At 48.7% G+C, this 20,832-nt stretch carries 22 protein-coding genes; 3 read left to right on the forward strand and 19 right to left on the reverse strand.

The window, feature by feature from the left end; genetic code table 11:
• Positions 1-11: 11 nt before the first annotated feature.
• The 13 genes from MJZ25_07165 to larE form a co-directional block, all read right to left on the reverse strand.
• Positions 12-2,417, reverse strand: coding sequence for a DUF4859 domain-containing protein (locus tag MJZ25_07165; GenBank protein MCQ2123950.1), 2,406 nt, complete (start codon positions 2,415-2,417; stop codon positions 12-14).
• A gap of 126 nt (positions 2,418-2,543) precedes the next feature.
• The gene (locus MJZ25_07170) at positions 2,544-3,743 is read right to left on the reverse strand and encodes a LamG domain-containing protein (protein MCQ2123951.1); all 1,200 of its coding nucleotides are present in this window, start codon (positions 3,741-3,743) and stop codon (positions 2,544-2,546) included.
• Positions 3,740-4,588 carry a TIGR02147 family protein gene (locus MJZ25_07175; protein MCQ2123952.1) on the reverse strand — a complete coding sequence of 283 codons (849 nt, stop codon included), beginning with the start codon at positions 4,586-4,588 and terminating at the stop codon, positions 3,740-3,742. The genes MJZ25_07170 and MJZ25_07175 overlap by 4 nt, the downstream gene beginning before the upstream one ends.
• 20 nt (positions 4,589-4,608) lie before the next feature.
• Positions 4,609-5,994 carry a hypothetical protein gene (locus MJZ25_07180; protein ID MCQ2123953.1) on the reverse strand — a complete coding sequence of 462 codons (1,386 nt, stop codon included), beginning with the start codon at positions 5,992-5,994 and terminating at the stop codon, positions 4,609-4,611.
• Between the two features lie 113 nt (positions 5,995-6,107).
• On the reverse strand, positions 6,108-7,436 hold the full coding sequence (gene larC, locus MJZ25_07185; GenBank protein MCQ2123954.1) for a nickel pincer cofactor biosynthesis protein LarC: 1,329 nt from the start codon (positions 7,434-7,436) through the stop codon (positions 6,108-6,110).
• A gap of 2 nt (positions 7,437-7,438) precedes the next feature.
• Positions 7,439-8,149, reverse strand: a complete 711-nt coding sequence (gene larB, locus MJZ25_07190; protein MCQ2123955.1) for a nickel pincer cofactor biosynthesis protein LarB — start codon at positions 8,147-8,149, stop codon at positions 7,439-7,441.
• Positions 8,150-8,177: 28 nt separating this feature from the next.
• Positions 8,178-9,014 carry a twin-arginine translocase subunit TatC gene (gene tatC / locus MJZ25_07195; GenBank protein ID MCQ2123956.1) on the reverse strand — a complete coding sequence of 279 codons (837 nt, stop codon included), beginning with the start codon at positions 9,012-9,014 and terminating at the stop codon, positions 8,178-8,180.
• 86 nt (positions 9,015-9,100) lie between these two features.
• Complete coding sequence (locus tag MJZ25_07200) at positions 9,101-9,331, reverse strand: twin-arginine translocase TatA/TatE family subunit (protein ID MCQ2123957.1); 231 nt, start codon at positions 9,329-9,331, stop codon at positions 9,101-9,103.
• Between the two features lie 99 nt (positions 9,332-9,430).
• Positions 9,431-10,417, reverse strand: a complete 987-nt coding sequence (locus MJZ25_07205; GenBank protein ID MCQ2123958.1) for a DUF362 domain-containing protein — start codon at positions 10,415-10,417, stop codon at positions 9,431-9,433.
• 14 nt (positions 10,418-10,431) lie between these two features.
• Entirely contained in the window at positions 10,432-11,439 is a 1,008-nt protein-coding gene (locus tag MJZ25_07210; protein MCQ2123959.1) for a DUF362 domain-containing protein, read from the reverse strand.
• Positions 11,440-11,739, reverse strand: a complete 300-nt coding sequence (locus MJZ25_07215; protein MCQ2123960.1) for a hypothetical protein — start codon at positions 11,737-11,739, stop codon at positions 11,440-11,442.
• Complete coding sequence (locus MJZ25_07220; GenBank protein ID MCQ2123961.1) at positions 11,739-12,134, reverse strand: hypothetical protein; 396 nt, start codon at positions 12,132-12,134, stop codon at positions 11,739-11,741. Before MJZ25_07220 ends, MJZ25_07215 begins: the two co-directional genes overlap by 1 nt.
• A 114-nt stretch (positions 12,135-12,248) precedes the next feature.
• Positions 12,249-13,085, reverse strand: a complete 837-nt coding sequence (gene larE, locus MJZ25_07225; protein ID MCQ2123962.1) for an ATP-dependent sacrificial sulfur transferase LarE — start codon at positions 13,083-13,085, stop codon at positions 12,249-12,251.
• Positions 13,086-13,217: 132 nt separating this feature from the next.
• Between larE and MJZ25_07230 the strand changes: the two genes are divergently transcribed.
• Entirely contained in the window at positions 13,218-13,682 is a 465-nt protein-coding gene (locus MJZ25_07230; protein ID MCQ2123963.1) for a MerR family transcriptional regulator, read from the forward strand.
• A gap of 17 nt (positions 13,683-13,699) precedes the next feature.
• Here the strand turns inward: MJZ25_07230 and MJZ25_07235 are convergent, their stop codons facing one another.
• Together MJZ25_07235 and MJZ25_07240 are read right to left on the reverse strand one after the other, a co-directional pair.
• Complete coding sequence (locus MJZ25_07235; GenBank protein ID MCQ2123964.1) at positions 13,700-15,382, reverse strand: right-handed parallel beta-helix repeat-containing protein; 1,683 nt, start codon at positions 15,380-15,382, stop codon at positions 13,700-13,702.
• Positions 15,383-15,533: 151 nt separating this feature from the next.
• Positions 15,534-15,776, reverse strand: a complete 243-nt coding sequence (locus MJZ25_07240; GenBank protein ID MCQ2123965.1) for a hypothetical protein — start codon at positions 15,774-15,776, stop codon at positions 15,534-15,536.
• A gap of 15 nt (positions 15,777-15,791) precedes the next feature.
• Here MJZ25_07240 and MJZ25_07245 point away from each other — a divergent pair, with 15 nt between their 5' ends.
• Positions 15,792-16,070, forward strand: a complete 279-nt coding sequence (locus MJZ25_07245) for a DUF1349 domain-containing protein (protein ID MCQ2123966.1) — start codon at positions 15,792-15,794, stop codon at positions 16,068-16,070.
• Between the two features lie 32 nt (positions 16,071-16,102).
• Positions 16,103-16,723, forward strand: coding sequence for a flavodoxin family protein (locus MJZ25_07250; protein ID MCQ2123967.1), 621 nt, complete (start codon positions 16,103-16,105; stop codon positions 16,721-16,723).
• A gap of 6 nt (positions 16,724-16,729) precedes the next feature.
• Here the strand turns inward: MJZ25_07250 and MJZ25_07255 are convergent, their stop codons facing one another.
• The 4 genes from MJZ25_07255 to MJZ25_07270 form a co-directional block, all read right to left on the reverse strand.
• Positions 16,730-17,575, reverse strand: coding sequence for a DUF3737 family protein (locus tag MJZ25_07255; protein ID MCQ2123968.1), 846 nt, complete (start codon positions 17,573-17,575; stop codon positions 16,730-16,732).
• A gap of 133 nt (positions 17,576-17,708) precedes the next feature.
• Positions 17,709-19,160 carry an SO_0444 family Cu/Zn efflux transporter gene (locus MJZ25_07260; protein ID MCQ2123969.1) on the reverse strand — a complete coding sequence of 484 codons (1,452 nt, stop codon included), beginning with the start codon at positions 19,158-19,160 and terminating at the stop codon, positions 17,709-17,711.
• 11 nt (positions 19,161-19,171) lie between these two features.
• Positions 19,172-19,576 carry a metalloregulator ArsR/SmtB family transcription factor gene (locus tag MJZ25_07265; protein ID MCQ2123970.1) on the reverse strand — a complete coding sequence of 135 codons (405 nt, stop codon included), beginning with the start codon at positions 19,574-19,576 and terminating at the stop codon, positions 19,172-19,174.
• A gap of 222 nt (positions 19,577-19,798) precedes the next feature.
• Positions 19,799-20,830, reverse strand: a complete 1,032-nt coding sequence (locus MJZ25_07270) for an alcohol dehydrogenase (protein ID MCQ2123971.1) — start codon at positions 20,828-20,830, stop codon at positions 19,799-19,801.
• Positions 20,831-20,832: the final 2 nt, after the last annotated feature.

A 20,832-nucleotide genomic window follows, 5' to 3' on the forward strand; every position in this document is an offset into this window, starting at 1 on the left:
ATTTTACAATTCTATTTCACAACAGTAACGCTTTTGACTTCGCGGTAGGTTCCTGTAGAAACCTTCACGATGTAGGTTCCCTGCGGAAGACCTGCACTATTCAAGTCAAGATATTCCTGATATTCACCAGCCGGTTTGACTCCAGAAATACTCTGGTACAAAAGCGCACCATACGGAGAATACAAACTGATTTTCACATTATCCTGCTGTTTGATAGCATACCTAATTTCAAGAACTCCGCGACGATTCTTTAACGACATATTTTTAGCGGGTCCCCGATTCTTGAAAGCAATGGCTGTGGGGATTTCAGAGGTTCCCTCAGAAGAAGCATCATTGGCAATTTTTACAGTGATATTGTAAACGACCATCTTGCTTCCGCTCATAAAGCCTTGGGCAAACTTGTAACTTTCCCCAGCAGCAACTCTATTGGGATAATGTCCTAAAGAAATTTTGCTTTCTTCCAAGTTCCACTCAGCAAATACATAGGCGTTTTCACCCCATTCAACAACTTCCCCATTTTTACCGAACCAATGTCCCGGAGCATGGGCTGTAGAATTGGTATTGATAGAACCATCTGCATTCAAAGCAAAGAAAGTTGCGTTCGTAATGCTACTAGCAGAAATTCCAAGAGCCTCCGCAAGCTTTTCGGATTCAAATTCAACACTTGACGTTCCATAATCTTCACTGATTTGAACCGTTGCAGAAACTTCAATCTTTACCGTATCCGTTACGGCAATAGAAGAGCTGCTGGATTCGACACTAGAGGAACTATTCGGCTTCACGCTGCTAGAACTACTACCGGGAACAACAGAAGAACTAGAAGAAACGCTGGAGCTAGAGGAACCCGGCTTAATGGATTCACCAATTTCCGGCCAGTCATACTTCAGCACAAAATTATTGTAGTACTTTGTATTGGCATCGCCCGCGCCACTCAAACCTTCTTCAAGCTTAATTTTGTAATTGTAATGGTTCTTGCGAATATCTTCGTTGCCCGTGTACTGATAATCGGTATTTACAACCACAGCGAAGACCATCTGGGAACCATTCGTTGCAGAAGGAGCCTTGTCCAAACGGAGAGTTACCGCACCTTCGCCAGTAATGGGTTCACTATAAACCGGGGTGCCATCAGTAGCGCGGTAGCAAAGCAGATAATTCATATTGGTGTTATTGGAATTATTGCCCACGTTGTAGAATGAAACCTTCACCTGCTTTGCACCAGAGGAAACCTTCAGCGGAATAACGTTGGATCCAGACCAACCCGGGGTTGTTGCTTCGTCGGGAATTAAATATTCCCCGTTTGCAGCCATGGTCTGATAAGGAGTCATTTTCCAGGTATTTCGATACTGGTTGTTATCCCAATAGTACTGTTCTTCGTAGCTAGTACCCCCGAAGTTGTTATTCAGCAAATTCTTGATTTCTTCCGACCATTTCTTCATATCCAGCAAGGCCATCCTTGCACGGAATTCAGTAATGAGTCTACGGGTCGCCTCAGGACCCAAGCCTTTTTCCAAGGCATAAGTTTCAAGAAGATAGGTGGTCTTGCCGTAGGCATTTCCATAAATCCAACGTACGGAACCTGTACCGAGCCAAGTCCCCATAAAGGTGGGGAAAATGTTGCTGTACTGAGAACCACCCAAAAGATAGCGCTGATTCTTGCCAGTTACACCTTGTGCGCCCGGGCCACCAAAAGTTCCATCCACAAGCCAGCCAGAGTAACATTCAATAGGCATGAAGGGAGCAATAACTGTCGCCGCATTCAAGAAACCCATACCACTATAAACACCTTCGCGGTGGGAGAACATATCCTGCTGAATCCAGGTATTGCCCGCTTCCTGGAACCAGTGAGCTTGTTTTGCGCCAGGATAGCCGTTAGTCATGGAGTGAATTCCTTCGTGAATCATGGCATCCATCTGAGCCACACGATCACGGTAAGGACAACTGGTATTGAAACTGTAAAGCGGATAGAAAGAAGCCGCCACAGCGGTATAGCCAGCGACATAAGTTTGCCAACCACCAGTAGTATCCGACTTGGCACCACCCGCACAAGTGCCGGAGCCGTAATAATAGACAGCACTGTACTTACCTTCCTGTGCCTGGGCATCAGGGGCCCAACCCAAGGTATCATAAAGATACGTAAAATCGGTATCGTATTTCTTTAGAATACTGTCGATGGTTACATCGGTAATTCGGGCATCGCGATCCTTGCCCCAATAGAAAGCCCACCACTTGCCAGCCTTCTTACCGGTAACTCCAGAGCAGTTATTATTGAATTCCGTAGGCGGCTTAATTTCACCTAAGTTGGATTTCGTATCATAATCCAGATCAGAGCGATAAGTCGGCCATGTATAGGCATCACCATTGGCGGCGAAAGAAAATGCACTTGCAACAAGCAAGGCACCGAGTACCTTTTTTTCCATAATCCACATCCCATTTTAGGACGCCACAATAGCGTGACATCCTTACACATTCAAAATGTATTTCAATGGAGTTTGGAATACAAGATTTTGGAATATTCCAGCGTGTTAAAGTGTGTTTAAAATGTGTTACAGATTTTCACGACCGCTTTGCCACGCAGATTTAATCCATTCAGCATCGCGGGCAACGCTTTCAATTTGCACTTCGTCAATAGCACCATCCCAGGTTTCGGTGCTGATTTCATCACCGCCAATACGGAACGGAACAGATGCGTCCAACTGATTCGCCGTAAATTCGCTAGTCTCCCCCACCTGTTCACCATTCACGAACATGGAAACCTGATGATCCCTGGAAACCAATGTCAAGAAGCACCATTCTCCAACAGGAACAATAGAGGAATCGCCAAAAGTTATTTCCACAGGTTCCTTGGGAGCGCTCTTCATTACAGCAAAGACGCTGTTCGTACGTTCAAAATGCCACTGGAACTTTGAAGTACTGTCGCTCCAATAACTACGTTGGGCAACAAGAATTTGATGATTTTCATTTACGCCATTCCATTTCGTCCACAGAGAAATCGTAAAGTCGCCAGATGTCAGATCAAGTGTCCCCAAGTCAATAAACTGGCCTGGCTTAAGAAGGATGGCCTTACCGGAAATTCCATCCACATATTCCACATTCTCTGCAAGGGTGGAGTCGTTATCGTAAACCATTTCACCGCCATCCATGGAAAGATGCTTTTCAATGAATGTAGGGAGAATGATTGCATCGGAAGAATCAGCAGTAGAAATGGAGTAAGAAGCTATCGCAGCATCATCTTGTACGTACTGAAGAACAAGTCCTTCACTTGACGGAACACCGGCAAAGTCAAAAGATCCGTCTTTGGAAATCTTTGCAGTCAAGGACGTTCCCTTAATGCGAACATAGCCAGATTCTGCTCCGTCAATGTTTCCTTTCAAGGATTTTTTCTTGCTTATTTGCAAGTCATTATTTTCCTGAAGTTTTGGATTTGCCAACGCACAGAGCGATTCTGCTTCAGCATAAAGCATGACTAAATCACCGACAGAATCCGATACTACTAATTCATATTTGCCTTGCTTATCGGAAACCGTTTCAATGGAATCCACAACAGAAATAGAATTGTCAATATAGGCAACAACACGAGCTGCAGCCACGGCATTTCCTGCATCATCAACAACTCTTCCCGCTAAAGTGATGGAGTGGTCAATATCAGTAATGCCGCCAGCAACATCGCCCTTTCCTTCAGAACAGGAACACAACAGCAGGCACAAAGCAATTCCCAGGATTTGAACTAAACAGAATTTTCTCACTTTTCATCCTTTGGAATCTTCGTACTCATGGGGAACGTCATGAACATCATTTCATAAACACGTTCCACATCCCTATCGTTGGAAATTTTAGCCATGATCTTTTTTCTTGCTTCGCGCATCACTTCGACAACATAGTTAAATGAACTTTCACTCATGGCAAGGGTTGTGAAAGCAGCGTACTGTTCATCCTTCGGGATACATTCTACGGCTCTCAAGGCATGCTGAATGTAGTCGCGACGGATTTGCTTTAAAGCGATAGGAGACACATCACTTGCATCCACCATCAGGGACGTTTCTTCATAACGGTCACCAATCTTTTTGACAAGACCTAGTTCCATCAATGTCTTTACAGCACCGCGGGCTTCTGCAGCAGTAATGTTCGGGACAACCATGCGGGCCAACGCCCTGTAGTCTTCAGCCCAATTGGACGTTACCACAAGTTCACGGACAATGGGGTGATACCACTTTGAAAAATAGGTCTGTTCGCGGTTGGTGAGATGGGTAAATTCAGCTTGCCTTTTTATCTGTAAAATCCGTTCCCAGGCTACATCACGCTTGTCAATCCGCTCCGACTGATTGAATTCTACAAGCGACAGGAAATAAGATTCCTGAAGATTACCCAAGCCCATAGCCTTTGAAATTTTTTCCGCAGATTTTTCTGTCAGTTTGAAACGACCACGAATCACATTTAGACAATAGGAGGATGTCTTGAAACCGGCCTTCGCAGCAAAAAATCGGTGTGAAAATGCAGCACTTTGATTTTTCTGCTCTTCAAAATAATCCTGCAGAAACTTACGATAATCATCGTATTCAAAGAGACGTTCAATCACTTTACTTGCGGCCATAGGTCCATCCAGCAGAAAATTTACTTCACCGTAACTTTCGTCGTGTAGGAAACTCCTGCGTCGCGAATGACAACAAAGTAATTTCCATTGGGCAAATTGCGATTTGTAACTGCATGGCCCATGGCGTCCATCACCGTAATGCCTGCGGAACTATTCACATTGGAAACGGTGATCGCCTTGTCCGCCACGCGAACCCGGGGCACAGCAAAATGGGCGTTCTTGAATTTGCGAGCATTGATCACTTCGGAACCCTCGCCAGCACCTTCACCAGAATCTCCGGCTTCGTACAAGGTAGCCACAGCTTCCGCCCACAAACGATGCATGCTTGCTGCACCCTTTTCTGCAGGGTGAACGCCATCAGTAGAAGAAAGTTCTTCCGGATGCTTGGAGAAGTAATCAAAGAAATCCGGACCCTTGGGCAAATTATTCTTTGTAGTCAATTCATCAATGGCATCCAAGTAACCTTGGTAAACTTGCCACTTGGCAACTTCAGGATTCGTTGCAATCATGCGGGCAATAATTGGCGTTACACCTTTTGACTTTGCGGCGTCAACAATCTTCTGCATGTTTTCCTTGAAGTGCTCCACGTTCCAACCCGTTTCATCACCCCAGGCATCGTTGGTTCCCATTTCAATGGCCCAGTACTTCACGTTGCTCACATATTCAGTATAAGAGGAAAGACCGTCGATAATGCCGTCGGTATTCACGCAGCCAATACCGCCGCGAAGCATTGCCGGGTAGTAATCCGGATAGCGAGCGTGAATCAACTGTGCAAAATTGGAGTCAACTTCAATTTGCTTCAAGCCCATCTGGCTGATGCTCGTGCCCATAAAGAACCAAGTGTCGTTTCCGCCATTGCTAATGTCGTAGGCGCCCACTTCCTCAAGATTCTTCACGGGAGATTCTGCAACAATCCTGAACCAGGATTTCCCGGCAAAGTCAATGGCCATACCGCGGGACATGGCGCCACTCTCGCCAACTTCCGCAGCAACTTCCCAGTCGCCGTCCACACCGTTGGTAGAATTTGCAGAAGTCATGATCTTGAAATTTTGCAGAGAAGCGTCTTCAGTGGGATTGTGCTGGCAGGATGCCGCATGCACATACTTGTCGCCAATCCAGGCTTCATCACCGCGGGTTTCCCAAGTCACGAAAAGTTTGGTGGGACCCTCACCCACATTCAATGCAAAATCAGATGCAGAAGCCACCTGATTGAAATCCAGATGACCGTCGGTATAAACTTCCGGCTTCCAGTTGGAATTTACAGCACCGCCCACATAAAGGTTCTTACCCATACTTACGTTAGGATTTGCCGTAATTGCAAAAGCTGAGGTCGCGGCACCAAAGGCAACTGCTGCAAAAATTGCACCGAAATTCGATGAACCAACGCCCTGAAAAATTTTATTCATAACACCATCTCCATAAACACAAGGTTAAATTACCCTATTTTGGAAGGCAATGCACCTTTTTTTTTCGATGGTGAGAACAAAACGTAGAGAAAGTCTCAACCAGCCGCCTGGTTTTACCTTTTTGCAGCTTCTGAAACTTCGCGGAAGGTAACGCCAGCCTTTTCGGCAACTTCCTTCACGCTTTCGAATTCGGGTTTACACTTTTCGATGTCGCCCAGTTTGCACTTCTTAACTTTCACTGTTCCATAGGGAGTTTCTACGTCGGCAAAAGTCCGTCCCATACAGGTGCGGGTGACGGGATAACGACGGATGCCCACCGTATTCGTGTGACGCAAAATGGCGGTTTCCACCTGGGGAAGCTTTTCGCTATCCGCAAGAGCGTGAAGAACGACGGCCGGGCGGTTCTTCTTCATGTAGCACGGAACAAAGTAAACGTCCTTGGCTCCAGCTTCGAAAATCTTGTCCATGGCAAGACCCAGTTCTTCGGGACTCTGGTCATCGATATTGCATTCCACCATGAAGACTTCATCACCCCCGCGATTTTCATCTTCAACACTTTCGATGATTTGGGCACGCAGGAAATTGGCTCGACCGAAATCGCGTTTGCCGAGTCCGATGCCGGATTTCAAAATCTTGTAACTCACAGGAAGTTTTTCGCAGGTACGGATAGCGGCTACCACGCCGATTCCTGTGGGAGTTACCATCTCGCCTTTGGTATCTGTAATGTGGAGCGCAATGCCTGCGGATTCTGCAATGCTTGCCACCGCAGGAACAGGAATCGGGAGCATTCCATGCTGGGTCTGCACAAATCCGGAACCCTCGTTAAGGCCCGTCACCACCACTTGAGAAACGCCTTGAGTTTCCTGCAGGTCTTCTACCAAAATAGCCACCGCCATAATATCCACGATGGAGTCAATGGCACCTACTTCGTGAAAATGGACATCTTCTACTGCAACGCCGTGAGCCTTCGCTTCGGCCTGGGCAATCATCAGAAAAATTTTCTTGGCAAGGGCAAGGGCGTTCTGGGAAAGGGTACCATGGCTAGCCACATGTTCCAAGATACCGTAGCATTCCTTTAGATGTCGATGCTCGTGGGAGTGATGGTGTTCGTGACTGTGTTCATGGTTGTGGTGCTCATGCTCATGGTGGTGATCGGCACATTCCTCATGGGAATGTTCATGGTGATGTTCTACGTAGCATCCTTCATGGGCGTGAACATGATCTGCGCTTTCTTCGCCATGATGGGTATGCACGTGAACATCAAAGGTCGCCCCGGCAATACTGTAAGAATTACCACGACCGAAATGGCAGTGCATTCCCTCAAGATGCATGCTGTTGATGGCGGCATCCAGCTTTTCACGGGATGCGCCCAAATCCAGCAAGGCGGCAACAGTCATATCGCCACTGATTCCACAAGATCCGTCCAGATAAAGATATTTCATAATTACTTAATCCTCAGCATACGGCAAGCACTTACGGCGGCTCCAAAACCGTTGTCGATGTTCACCACGGTAACGCCCTCGGCGCAGGTATTCAGCATTGTTAGAAGTGGTGCGACACCTTGAAACGAGGCGCCGTAGCCAACGGATGTCGGCACTGCAATCACGGGTGCTTTTACGAGCCCAGCAATGACACCAGCCAGCGCCCCTTCCATTCCTGCCACGGCAATAACAACATCCGCCTTGCGAATTTCATCAATTTTGGAAAGCAAACGATGGAGGCCGGCAATGCCAACATCATAATGTCGCGAAACCTTGGCTCCAAAAAATTCAGCGGTCATGGCAGCTTCTTCAGCGATGGGCAAATCGGCTGTTCCCGCGCAGCAGACTGCGATGGTTCCGCCAAGTTTTCCTGATTTCTTTGAAGCGTTGGAATGATCACCCTTGACTGTTTTTATGGAGATGATTTTTGCAGTTTCGTTATAGCAAACTTGCGGCATTTCGCTTTTTACAAACTCGTACTGTTCGGCGCTACACTTGGTACCTAGAACAGCGCAGCCATTCTCCTTGAAGGTTTGGAGAATTTTCAGAAGTTGTTCCTTTGTTTTTCCGGCGCAGTAGATTGCCTCGGCTGTACCAGTACGTTTTTCACGGCTGATATCCAGCTTGGCGAAGCCAATGTCTTCATAGCGTTCATTTGCAAGAGTATTCTTCATAATCCAAATCTTGAACGAGTTTTAGAAATTAGTTGGGTTTCCACTTGTCTGCATTTCGCTCTGTTCCCACCTGGTAGGGGGATGAGATCTTTGTAAAGTCTACATCATCCTGGGAATCTTGATTTGCAGATTTCTGTGTCGCGGAATCTGAAATTGACGTTTCCGAACTTTCGGTTTTTGATTCCACGCGAACGGGGGAATTTTCTTCATTACATTCCTTGAACTGTTCGCCTTTATATTTTCGTGCAGCAAACAAACCCGCTTCAAAAAGTAGATAGGTAGGAGCGCCTAGAATCAGCTGGCTAATAATATCCGGCGGAGTCAGCAAAGCCGCCAACACAAGGATGGCCACCACTACGTAAGGGCGGGCATGGCAAACGGTTTCATAGTAAACAACGCCAGAGCGAATCAAGGCGTAAGTCACCAGCGGGAACTGGAACATGCATCCAAATGCAAGGGAAAGCCACAGCGCCAAGGTGACGATGTTTTCCACACCGAAAATTGGCTGTAGAGTTTCGCTTTCAAAACTCATGCCGAATCGCACCACCAGCGGAAAGCAAATCCCCAGGCAGAACACCACGCCCGAAATAAAAAGCCCGCTGGTCATCCACACGATAGAACGAACAAACTTCCGTTCGTTTTCGTAAAGGCCCGGCAGCACGAACTTCCACAAGTTCCAGGCAATGTATGGAGAACAGATGACGCAATCCATAAGTGCCGCGATTTTTAGTTGCAACAGGAACACTTCCATTGGGGAAAAGTAATGGAGGGTGGCACCGCTCTGGGCAACAAGCTCTGCGCTGAACCAGTCAAGTACATGGGACGACAACAAAAACATCGGGATAATCCCGATGCCTAGCGCCACAAAACAGTGAATCAGCGCCGTACGCAAGGCCTCCAAATGAGAGACCAACGTCTGTTCCTGATCAGCTTTCGAAGACAAGTCCGAACCTATCTTTCGTCTTTCGTCTCTCGTCTTTCGTCTATTTTGGCTTCTGCTTCGCCGACTTTTTCCACAGTCTTCTGCAGATCTTCAGCTTCTTCCTTCAGGGCGTCCTTTGCCTTCTTGTATTCGTGCTGGGCACGGCCAAGAGAGCGGGCCAGTTCAGGAATGCGCTTGCCACCGAACAGCAGCAAAACCACAACAACAATCAAGATGATTTCTGGAATTCCAAGAGACATGGGAACCTCGGCGCTTGTTAATAAAAATCAGCTTAATGGGAATTTATAAAAAAATAGCGGAGCAGGAAACATTCATTCCCTGTTCCGCTTTAATTCGAATTAGACTTCCACCAGTTTGTACTTACGGGAACCCATCTTATGGTGTTCCATGGCGTCAAGCTGATGCAAACCTTCGCGGGATTCGATACGTTCCTTCAGGTCGGCAAGTTCCTTAGGCGGAAGCTTGTAAACCATGTCGATGCTAGCCTGGTCCACAGCCAAAATGTCGGTAGAAGCAAGGATACCGATATCGCGGCAGGTAGGTTCTGCAGCACTGGTGCCTGCACAGTCGCAGTCCACGGACATACGGCGCAGCACGTTGATGAAGCACATTTTGCCCTTGAAATGATCGCAGGTTGCCTTGGCGGAGTCGCCCATCAGTTCCATGAACTTGGCGCCCATAATCCAGTCGGCAGAAGAATTCACGTCGGAAGTATTCAAGTGGACTTCGCGCTTACCAATCTGGCCGCCGGCGCAACCGATGGCGATGTTCTTCATGGAGCCGCCGAAGCCGCCCATGGCATGACCCTTGAAGTGGGTGAACACCACCATGGAATCGTAGTTCAGCATATGCTTGCCCACGTGAAGTTCCTTAAGCCAGTAACCGTCCTTCACAGGAATGGGAGTTTCGCCATCTTCGTCCATAATGTCCACCACGGTGAACTTGGTGAAGCCATTGACTTCCAGGGCCTTGCGGTGATCGGCGGTAGTATAGCGGCCGCCTTGATACAGGGTGTTGGTCTCTACGATGGTACTGTTGGGAATAGCCTTCTGCAAGGCTTCATCCCATTCGCGGGGAATAATGTTGGGACCGTTGGGTTCGCCGGTATGGAGCTTGATGGCCACCTTGCCAGAGATGTTCTGCTTCACCTTTTCGTAAAGTTTCAGAACGCCAGCGGCACTGAGATCCTTGGTAAAATAGACGGTAGACACCTTGTCCTCCTCAGAAGTTTTTTCGGGTGCAGAGCCGGAAGCACTGGCGCAATTAGCAAGACCAGCCACAGCAACGGCACCCGCAGAAGCCTTCAGAAAATCACGACGATCCATAACGACCTCTTACATTACACTTCGATAATACGATACTTGCGATTGCCCATCTTCAAAGCTTCCATTGCAGGGAGCTGATGAAGTCCTTCGCGACTTTCAATGCGTTCCTTGATATCCTTCAGTTCGCCAATGGGCAGCTTGTAAACCATGTCTACGCTGGCCTGGTCCACAGCGAGAATATCGGTGGAAGCGAGAATACCGATGTCGCGGCAAGTGGGTTCGGCAGCGCCAACGCCCGCACAGTCGCAGTCCACGGACATACGGCGCAGCACATTAATAAAGCACATCTTGCCCTTAAAGTGATTGACGGTTGCCTTGCCGGATTCAGCCATGGCTTCCATGAAGCGCTTGCCGCTGTTGCTCCACTTGGGGTAAAGTTCCGGCTTTGCATTGTAATCCGGATCTTCCATCTTTTCGTGAATCATCTTCTTGCCCACATTGGCGTCGGCACAGCCGATGGCGATGTTCTTGAGGGAACCGCCGAAACCACCCATGGTATGGCCCTTGAAGTGGGTCAGCACCACCATGGAATCGTAATTCACGATATGGCCGCCCATGCTCATTTCCTTGAAGTGCTTGCCGCCAGGAACAGGGAGCATCACCGTACCTTCTTCGTCCATGATGTCCACGGGGCAGAAAGTCCAGCCGTTTACCTTCAAAGTCTCGCGATGCTTTTCGGTAGTATCGCGGTCGCTGGGATGGTAGTAAGTGTTGGTTTCCACAATGTTGGAATTGGGAATCAGGGCCTGCACAGCCTTCACCCATTCGCGGGGCAAAATGTTGGGGCCGTTCTTTTCACCGGTGTGAACCTTGATGGCCACCTTGCCGGAAATATTCTGGTTCACCTTGTTGTACAACTTGATGAGACCTTCGGCAGAAAGATCCTTGGTGAAGTAGACGTTGGAAACATCCTTGCCGGCTTCCTTCACTTCCTGGTTCTTGGGCTTGCCAAAAACGGGAGTAGCCATGGCGCTGATCAAAGCAGCAGAGCCTACAGTCTTTATAAAATCACGACGATCCATTTAAGCCACCTTATGGAAACGACCCTTGGGGTCTTTAATGAGGAGCATGGCAAGCCAAATCACAAGGCCAAATGCCACAGCGGAGAAACCCAGGAAGGCGTCATTCAGCATGTCGCCTGCAGCCGGGGTGAAAAATTCAGCACGAAGTTCTGCATATTCAAAAATGGCATCCACGAACCACATGAGGGATGCGCCCCAGTACATGTAGCACAAGGGAGAAAGATGCATCTTGTTTTCGACATCGCGGTACCAAAGAGCGGTGCAGATAATCGCCGCAAAAACAGTGATGAGAAGGGTCATTACTTACCTGCCTTTACTTCTGCAGGAACAGCCTTGTGGAACTTGCTGCGGACAGTCATGAGAGCGGCCCAAGCCACCGTAACGAGGCCAGCCATGGATGTGCCCACGGTAGCAACCTCGTGCCACATCTGACTCATGGCTTCGGGGCTGGAAGCCGCAGTCAAAAACGGATAAAAGGCCTGCAGTTCGCCGTGCCAGACATGTTCAAAAGCCAACAGAACAGAACCGCCCCAAAGCATCTTGGAAAGAACCTTCAGATTCTTGCAGACAGCCTGCTTCTTGGTAGCAACCTGAAGATCAGCACCCTGCTTGGCAGACTTGTCGGTCTGTTCCAAAACTATGGTGGTGACGGTGGTAACGATGGCTTCTGCCATGGGGGCGATAAAACAGCACATAAGTACTCCTCTTTTTCGACGTGCGAAGATATTGTTTGTTCTAAATATACCACCTAGAGTTAACTCTAAGACAAGCCCTTTTTAATTTTTTTGAAAAAAAGAGCCAAAAAATTTCTATTTCACCAAGGCTTCGTTCAAGCTTCCGGTACGGTAGCCTCGTTCATCCAAGGAAATTTCCTTAAAACCAAGATTTGTAAAACAGGAACGAATCTCAGCCTGATTTTTGTAGAAAAGCGGGAACTGGTCCGGAAGGATTTCTATGCTAGCCATATAGGTTTCTGCAGCAGGCGATTTTTGCGGAACAAGACGGCAACGAACTCGATATTGAACAAAACCCAAATCCTGCAGATACTGCTCGGCCCGCTCCACCAGCCGCAATTTTTCTTCTGTAATCTGTTCTCCGTAAGGAATGCGGCTGGCAAGGCAGGCAAACGAGGGCTTGCTCGCCGTCGGGAGCCCAAGTTCCCGGGACAACGTGCGGATGCCTGCCTTGGTGAGGCCCGCCTCACGGAGCGGGCTCTTCACGTTCAGTTCCGCAATCGCCTTCAATCCCGGGCGGTAATCTCCAAGGTCATCCACATTGGAGCCTTCACAAACTGCAGGAATCCCATGCTCCGCGGCCGCCCCGATGATGGCCTTAAAAATCGAACGCTTGCACACATAGCAACGGTCAGGAGGATTCTCCCGAAAGCCGTCCACATCCATCTCGTTAAAATCCAGGACCAAATGGAGAATGCCTTCTGCCTTGCAAAAATCCAGAGCCTCCTGAATTTCGCGGCCAGGAACCACCCTGGACTTTATCGTAACGGCAACCGCATTCTCTCCCAGCACATCATGAGCCACCTTCAACAGAAACGTAGAATCCACGCCGGCAGAATAAGCCACGGCAACCTTGCCGAGACTTCTCAACTGGCATTTCAACAACTCGAATTTCTGATGCAGTTCATCCATTTTCAAAAACCTGGAATTTTCAAAACCTTTAAAAAACGCCTCTTAAATATAAGATCTAGAGTTGACTCAAAGTCAAGACTTGCCGTAGAAAATTTATTTTTTATTTTTCAAAAAAAACAAGGCAGGACCATCATGGGATTTTCTATCGGAGAAGTTGTAAAGAAAACAGGACTTAGCGCCCACACCCTGCGCTACTACGAAAAGGAAGGGCTCCTCCCCTTCGTCACCAAGAGCAGCTCTGGTCTCCGCGTTTACACTGAATCCGATTTGGGCTGGCTCACCATGATTGAATGCCTCAAGTCCTCGGGCTTGCAAATCAAGGAAATCGCACAGTACATCAAGTGGTTCCAAATGGGCGATTCCACCTTGGCCGAACGCGTAGAAATGTTCCGCAAGCGCAAGGCCGCCATCGAAGAAGAAATGGCCAACTTGCAGATAGTGCTGGATAAAATCACCTACAAGACCGCCCTTTACGAAGAAGCCCTCAAGTGCGGCAGCCTGGATACTGCCACCAACCTTCCCAAAATGCAAAAGCTGAAGAAGAAGCTTTTCGAAAAACCCACCGACTTCGACAAGATCATGGACCAGGTCGGCTAAGTCCGGTTTAGTCCCGATTACTTCACATTCACTTTCTGGATTTCGTGACCGATGCGAACCAGGTATGCGCCAGGCGTACGGAACTGAGTGCGCACAGCATCGACTACATTTCCACCACGAAGCTGTTCTGCCTGCAAAGTCCCCAGGTAACGTCCCTGCAAGTCAAACACTACAGCCTTGCCAACGAGTGCGGCAGACCCGTCGAAATTCGCAACGATAGAAGTTGTGTTGCCAATGGAACTGCTGGAAGGCAGTCCGAATTCATAAGCCCCAAGATCCGGTGCGGCGCCGGCAAATACCGCCCCCACATCTTCACCCTTGTCGATGGCGTGGCTACCATCCTTCAACTTCAAAAAGTCCACATTAGGAACGCTTCCATCAGGATTTCGCGGTCCCAAAATTCCAGGAATCTTGGAAAGGTCTTCGCCCGTCACCGTCATGCTGGGGTCGTCAATACTCATAAAGTCGTCTTCCGTCAAATCCAGTTTCAGGTTCCAAGTGTTGTTTTCGCCAGCGGCACAATTTTCATCATGCCCAGCATCGCTGTCATCGATTTTCACCCAGCACACACCAACCTGCGAATTCAGATTAGGGAATGCAATGTTGTTTTTCAGCACATGGGCGTTATCGCCTGTCAATACGGCTACATCGGCCGTGCGCCTTCCTTCAGCATCGAATGTGGTGGATGCCATGTTAAAGGCCCGTTGACCATTCTGGAATGACGTATTGCTGATCCATTGAGTTCCCGCACCTGTATAGTTGGCATAAAAACCGAAAGTCTCATTCTTCCAGGCGACGCTGTTTCGAATGATATGATGTCCACCGCCAAATGTACTTTCGCCCAACTTGAATCCAGAACCATTTCCATTTTTCGGCATCTTTGTACCGTAGTCGCTATAGCCGCTTCCCATGGCGTAGCTGTTTTCTATGACAACAGGAAATTCCTGATTGATCAAGTCGTAGGCATCATCGCTGTTCCACCAGGAACGACAACCGAAAAATTTCGTGGTGTCGCCGTCATACTGGTAATGCACGCCAAAACCGTCGGCATTTTCACCATCGCCCTGACGGCCAGTGGGGTCATAATTATCGTGGGCGTCGCAGTTCAAGAACAGATGACCACCGCCGTTAAGGCCCCTTCCGCCTTCATTCACAAAGAAGCCCGGACCCGCATTGTGATGACTTTCCATCTGCTCCAAAATCACATGCTTGCATCGGGTAACATATACACCCGAATTGGAATTATGCTTCATGGGAACATTGCGGACCTCGATCCCCTTCAAGTGCAAATAGCTTGCATAAATCAAGATGCCCGCCGTGTATTCCAGATCCGTAGACGAAGTGGTTTTATCCAGGGCCTGACCGATGGGAAGATTTGTGCCGTCAAAAATCGGACGTTCCCCAGGGTAGGCAAAATAATGGATTCGCTTGTCGTCACTTTCGCCGCTGGTAGTCAACAAAACACCTGCAGACATTCTGGCGCGTTCACAGTAGGAGGTATCGCGCATATCATAGACACCGCCGCGGATCCACACCGTATCACCGGCAGCCACCACCGTATTGGCCTTCTTTAAAGATGCAAAAGGCTTTTCCTTTGAACCTGCGGCAGCGTCATTCCCGTCAACAGCAACATAATATGTTGAACCGAATGCCTGCGCTGCGCACAAAGCCAGCGCCGGAATAAAAAACTTCTTGTCCATAAACACCTCTAAAACCTGATTGTAATATATATGATTTTCGAGGTAAACGGACATAAGCATTGTTTATGGAGCTGCCATTTGCGCAGAATATTGAACCAGGTTCAGTTGCCAACATGCTGTATTCGCAATTGAAATGACTGCGCGAACACTTCTATTTCAGCAGGCGTTCGGATTGCGGCAGGCCTTCGTTAATCAGCACGGAGTTTAGCGACTCCATATTGGAAAGACAAATCAGCTGGTTGATGGAAGCGTGGTCACGAACATTTCCGTCTAACATCGGATTCGCCTCACGCCACTGTGCAGCAGTAAACCCGAAAAGGGCCTTGTTCAAGACATCCGCTTCTGATGCATAGACAACGGCTGCATCCTGGGGCGTAATCGCCGCGGAAATCAAATTCTGCTTAAGTACTTGGATAGTGAAAACTGGCTGAAGGCCTCTATCGAATTCGAGAACGAATCCATCCAGCATTTAGGAAGCGTCGTCACCAACATGGGCTATTCCGACTGGGCAACCACCGCGATTCCTGCCGATGTAATGAGAATTTGCCACATGGCCCGCGCCACCGACGAAATCCAGTTCGGCATTTACGCCTGCAGCCCAGAGGATTCCTCCTTTGACGCCACATTCACAGAAATGGAAATCACGGAATGCAAATGGCTCGCCCACGTAGGGCAAAAGCCGGATTGATTTGATTATATTTTTAGTCAACTGGAGTAATTATGAAAGTTCTTTTAATTAACGGTAGCCCCCGTAAAAACGGCAACACTTTTACCGCATTGAATCAGGCTGCAGAACAGCTGAACAAGAACGGTATCGAAAGCGAAATCGTGTGGATTGGAAACAAATGCATCCGCGGATGCATTGCCTGCAATGTTTGCAAGAACAAGGGCAACAACCGCTGCGCCTTTGACGAAGACATCTGCAACGAAATCATCGCCAAGATGGAAACTAGCGACGCCCTGATTGTAGGCTCTCCGGTTTACTGGGGACAGCCCAACGGTTCCGTACTTTCGCTGATCCAGCGCATGGCTTATTCCGCCGGAAGCCTGATGCAGGGCAAGCCCGCCGCCGCCGTTTGCTGCTGCCGCCGCGGTGGTGCAACCGCCGCCTTCCAGACTTTGCAAATGCCCTTCCAGATGCTGAACATGCCTATCGTCACTTCCCAGTACTGGAACATCGCCTACGGCCGCAACGAAGCCGAATCCGCACAGGACGTGGAAGGCATGCAGACCATGCGCACCCTCGCAAACAACATGGCATTCATGCTGAAGAAATTCGCCACAGGCACCGCCGAAGTGGAAGCCAAGGAACCCTGGCAGCCCATGAACTTCGTGAGATAAGAAAATTTATCTGGTTTTGACGACGCCGTTGCAGGGCATCACCGGGTCGTCCCAGATGATTTCGCCGACGGAGTCCACCACGATGGTTCCGGATTTCGGATTCTTGATGGAAATGACATCGCCCTTCACGTCTGCTTCGACATCGGAGTATTCAAAGGCTAGATCCGCGCCTTCCATGGTGCAGTTGATGAGCTTCAGGCCCTTGCAATAGCACAGGGGCTGGGTTCCGGAAATCTTGCAGTTTTCAAGAGTCAAGTTTTCAGAGAACCAGGCGAGATATTCACCCTTCACTACGGAATTTTTAACCGTAATATTTTTGCTGTGCCAGAAGGCATCCTTCGTATCCAATACAGAATCTTCGATAGTCAGATTTTCGATGTACTGGAAAGAATACTTGCCTTTCATCTGCACATTTTTCAGGGAGATGTTCGTGCAATCCAGGAAAAGATATTCCGCTTCGATTTCAGAATTTTCAAGGGAAATATCCTGACTCTTCCAGCCGAATTCCTGGGAAACAATTTTGCAGTTTTCCAGAGAAATGCGGTTGCATTCACGAACGGCCTTGATGCCGCCAAGAACACTGTCCTTGATGACACCGTCGTCGGCATACCAAAGGGCAGCGCGGGTGAGTTCATCCATGGAGGATTTTTCCAAGGTGAATTTCTTGACGTGCCACATGGGATAGCGCAGAGAAAACTTGCAGTCAATGACATTGATGTCGCGGGCTTCCTTCAGTACAGACTCACCATCGGCGGGGCCTGCGAAAACGCAGGACACCACGTCGGAATTCTTCAAGTTATATAGGGAGCGTTCTTCGTCGAACTGCTTATTTTCTACCACATTTCGATTCATGTTAATAAAATATAAAAATAAATAGCCGCACCCAATACCATCTCGTATTTTTCAGTTTCTCATTGTAAACATTTCCACAAAAAAAGCTGACCCATTTTTTGGGACAGCCTTTCTTTGAATTTATATGTAAGCGTCACTTTGCGCCGAGGAAATCGAAGCCGGCTTCTTCAATGGCCTTCTTCAATTCCGCCTCGTCCACCGTACCTTCGATGGTGAGAAGGTTCTTGCCCACATCAGCTTCGGCGTGAATAACTCCGGGGAGAGCGGTGGCAGCCTTTTCCACACACATTTTGCAGTGGTTGCAGCTCATACCCTTCACGGTGTATTCCTTTACCCTGGAAGTTTCAGAATCCTTTTGGATCTTGCTCTTCTTCGGGAGTTTGGTGTAGATCATGAGCAAAGCGAGAACGCCTGCCATCACATAATCAAATACGCCCAAGGCTTCTGCGCCGGCACAATGTTCAGACATACCGCTAGGAATCATTGCGGAGAGGAAGGTGTCCATCATAAAGGTATCCACCACCCAACCGAAGAACAATGCGCCGCCAGCAATGGTGATCAGGTATGCGACCAAGGTGCGCTTGCCAAAAGCCTTACCCACAACCATCATAGATGCGATACTAGTTGCAGGACCAGCCATCAGCAAAACAAGTGCTGCGCCCGGAGTAATTCCCTTTGCCACCAATGCCAATGCCAGAGGAATGGAGCCCGTAGCACAAGTGTACATAGGCATAGCCAACAGCAACACGGCAATCATGCAGAGGAACGGGTATTCACGGAGAGCCAAGAAGAAATCGTTGGGAATGAATGCAGCAATCAATGCGCCCAGCACAAGACCAATCATGAGCCACTTACTTACATTGGCAACCATGTCCACTAAGCCATAACGGAAGGTTTCCAGAATCTTGCCGCCGATGGTCTTGGGGATTTCGCGATCTTCGCAATCGTCATCGCCACAGCCGCACTTGATCTTTCCGCAACCGCAGTGATCATCCTTACAACCGCAATGATCGCCGTCGTCATCGTCGTGATCGTGGTCGCCACATTCGCAGTGATCGTCGTGATCATGGTCGCCACATTCGCAATGGTCGTGATCGTGGTCGTGGCCACCGCAGCTGCAGTGTTCATCAACGCAAACGGCCTTGGCGTCTGCAGCAATTTCGTTTTCACCCTTCGTTGCAAAGTTCGTCACCACGCCGCCAAACAGTGCCGTAACAAAGGCCGCAATGGGGCGCAAAATTGCGAAAGGCAAACCCAGCAAAGAGTAGGTTGCCAAAATGGAATCCACCCCCGTCGCCGGAGTAGAAATCAAGAAGGAAACGCTGGCGCCCTTGCTGGCACCTTCCCTGCGGAGAGCCACAGCGGTAGGAATCACGCCACAGCTGCAAATGGGAAGCGGCACGCCAAAAAGGGCCGCCCACAAGCTAGACTTAAAAGTGGGTTTGGAAATTTTCGGAATGTACAGGGATTGCGGAAGCCATACGTGAATAATGCCTGCCAGCAAAAAACCGAGCAGCAAGAACGGGGCCATTTCCGCAAACAATGTTATAAATTCAGAAACAAAAGTCGATACGATTTCCATCATAATTTTCTCCTTTACTTTCCTTCCTTTTTATGGAGAATATGGGACAGACCAATTTTGAAGATGGATCCGATATGTTCATCATCCAGAGAGTAGAACATCTTGCGGCCATCACGGCGGGGCTTGATCAAGTTCGCCGTACGGAGAATTCTCAACTGGTGACTTACCACGGACTGTTCCAGGTTCAGCTTGCCGGCAATGTCATTCACGGAAATTTCACCGCCAAGAAGAATCTGGAGAATACGGATTCGAGTGGTATCGCCAAAGAACTTGAAGAATTCCGAAAGTTCAAAAAGCGTATCTAGGGGCACGTTCATTGCCGCCAGTTCCATATCATGGCAATGACTGCAATGGCATTCATGATGTTCATGATCGTCGTGACATTTGCATGTAGCCTTTGTAGATTCTTTCTTTGCCATAATTATCCTCTTTTCGTTTTGTAGATATATGAATATCTATTCATGTATTCATATTTAAAAAGAAATTTTCTGTTTGTCAAGCGGGGCGAGACGTTTTTTTGAAAAATGCCGATGAAAACTGTCGGAAAAGGGGAAATAGTTCCCTGGCGTAAACATTTTCAGGCGAAAAACCTTGCGTTAAAGCGAACTCTAGGTAAACCGTCCTTTAAAAAATTATTACATCTACACAATAGCCACTTTAATCACGCCGTCCAGTTTGTTTTCGAAGATGCGGTAGGCTTCTTCAATGTCCTGCAAGGGGAACTTGTGGGTAATTAGCGGGGTGGTGTCGATTTTTCCCTGCTCAATGAGGGAGAGAATTTCGGCGCAGTCGCAGCCGTCTACACCGCCGGTTTTGAAAGTGAGATTCTTGCCGTACATTTCGGGCAAGGGAAGCGTCATAGGTTTGTCGTAAAGGGCCACCACTGTCACGATGGCGTTGGGCCTTGCGTTTTCCCAAGCCATGCGGAAAGTCTCTTCGGTGCCTGCCACTTCCAGAACCACGTCAGCACCGCCATGGGCACTTTCACTTTGCACCACCGTGCCACATTCCTCCGGCGTAGTCACAATCACCTGAGGATAATGCTTGCGCACAAATTCACGGCGGGCTTCGTCCTTTTCGCAAACGATAATCTTTTGTGGATTCTTCAGCATCACGCAAAGCAGCGTGCAAATGCCCGTGGGGCCAGCGCCAATAATCAGCACCGTATCCTCGGTCTTGATTTCAGAAATGCGGGCGGCCCAGAAACCTGTAGCCAGCACATCTCCTACAAAAAGCGCCTGCTCGTCGCTGACGGAATCAGGAATCCTGTTCAGGCCCTGATCTGCAAAAGGCACCCGCACAAATTCCGTCTGGCCGCCATCAATGCGGCAGCCCAAAGCCCAGCCGCCGTTCTTGTCGGTACAATTGTTCACGAAACCATTCTTGCAGAAAAAACATTCCCCGCAGAAAGTTTCCACATTCACCGTCACGCGGTCGCCCACCTTCACATTCTTCACGTCAGCACCGACGGATTCCACCACGCCCACCATCTCATGGCCTACGGTAATTCCCGGCACCGCCCGGGGCACAGAACCATGCTTAATGTGCAAGTCACTGGTACAGATGCTCCCCATGGTCACACGGACAATGGCATCCCTCGGGCCCTGCAATTCAGGCTTCGGCTTTTCTACCAGTTCAAATTTCTTATGCTCTTTATAAACGTAGGCTTTCATGA

It is taken from the genome of Fibrobacter sp., assembly GCA_024399065.1.
Taxonomy (GTDB): Bacteria; Fibrobacterota; Fibrobacteria; order Fibrobacterales; family Fibrobacteraceae; genus Fibrobacter.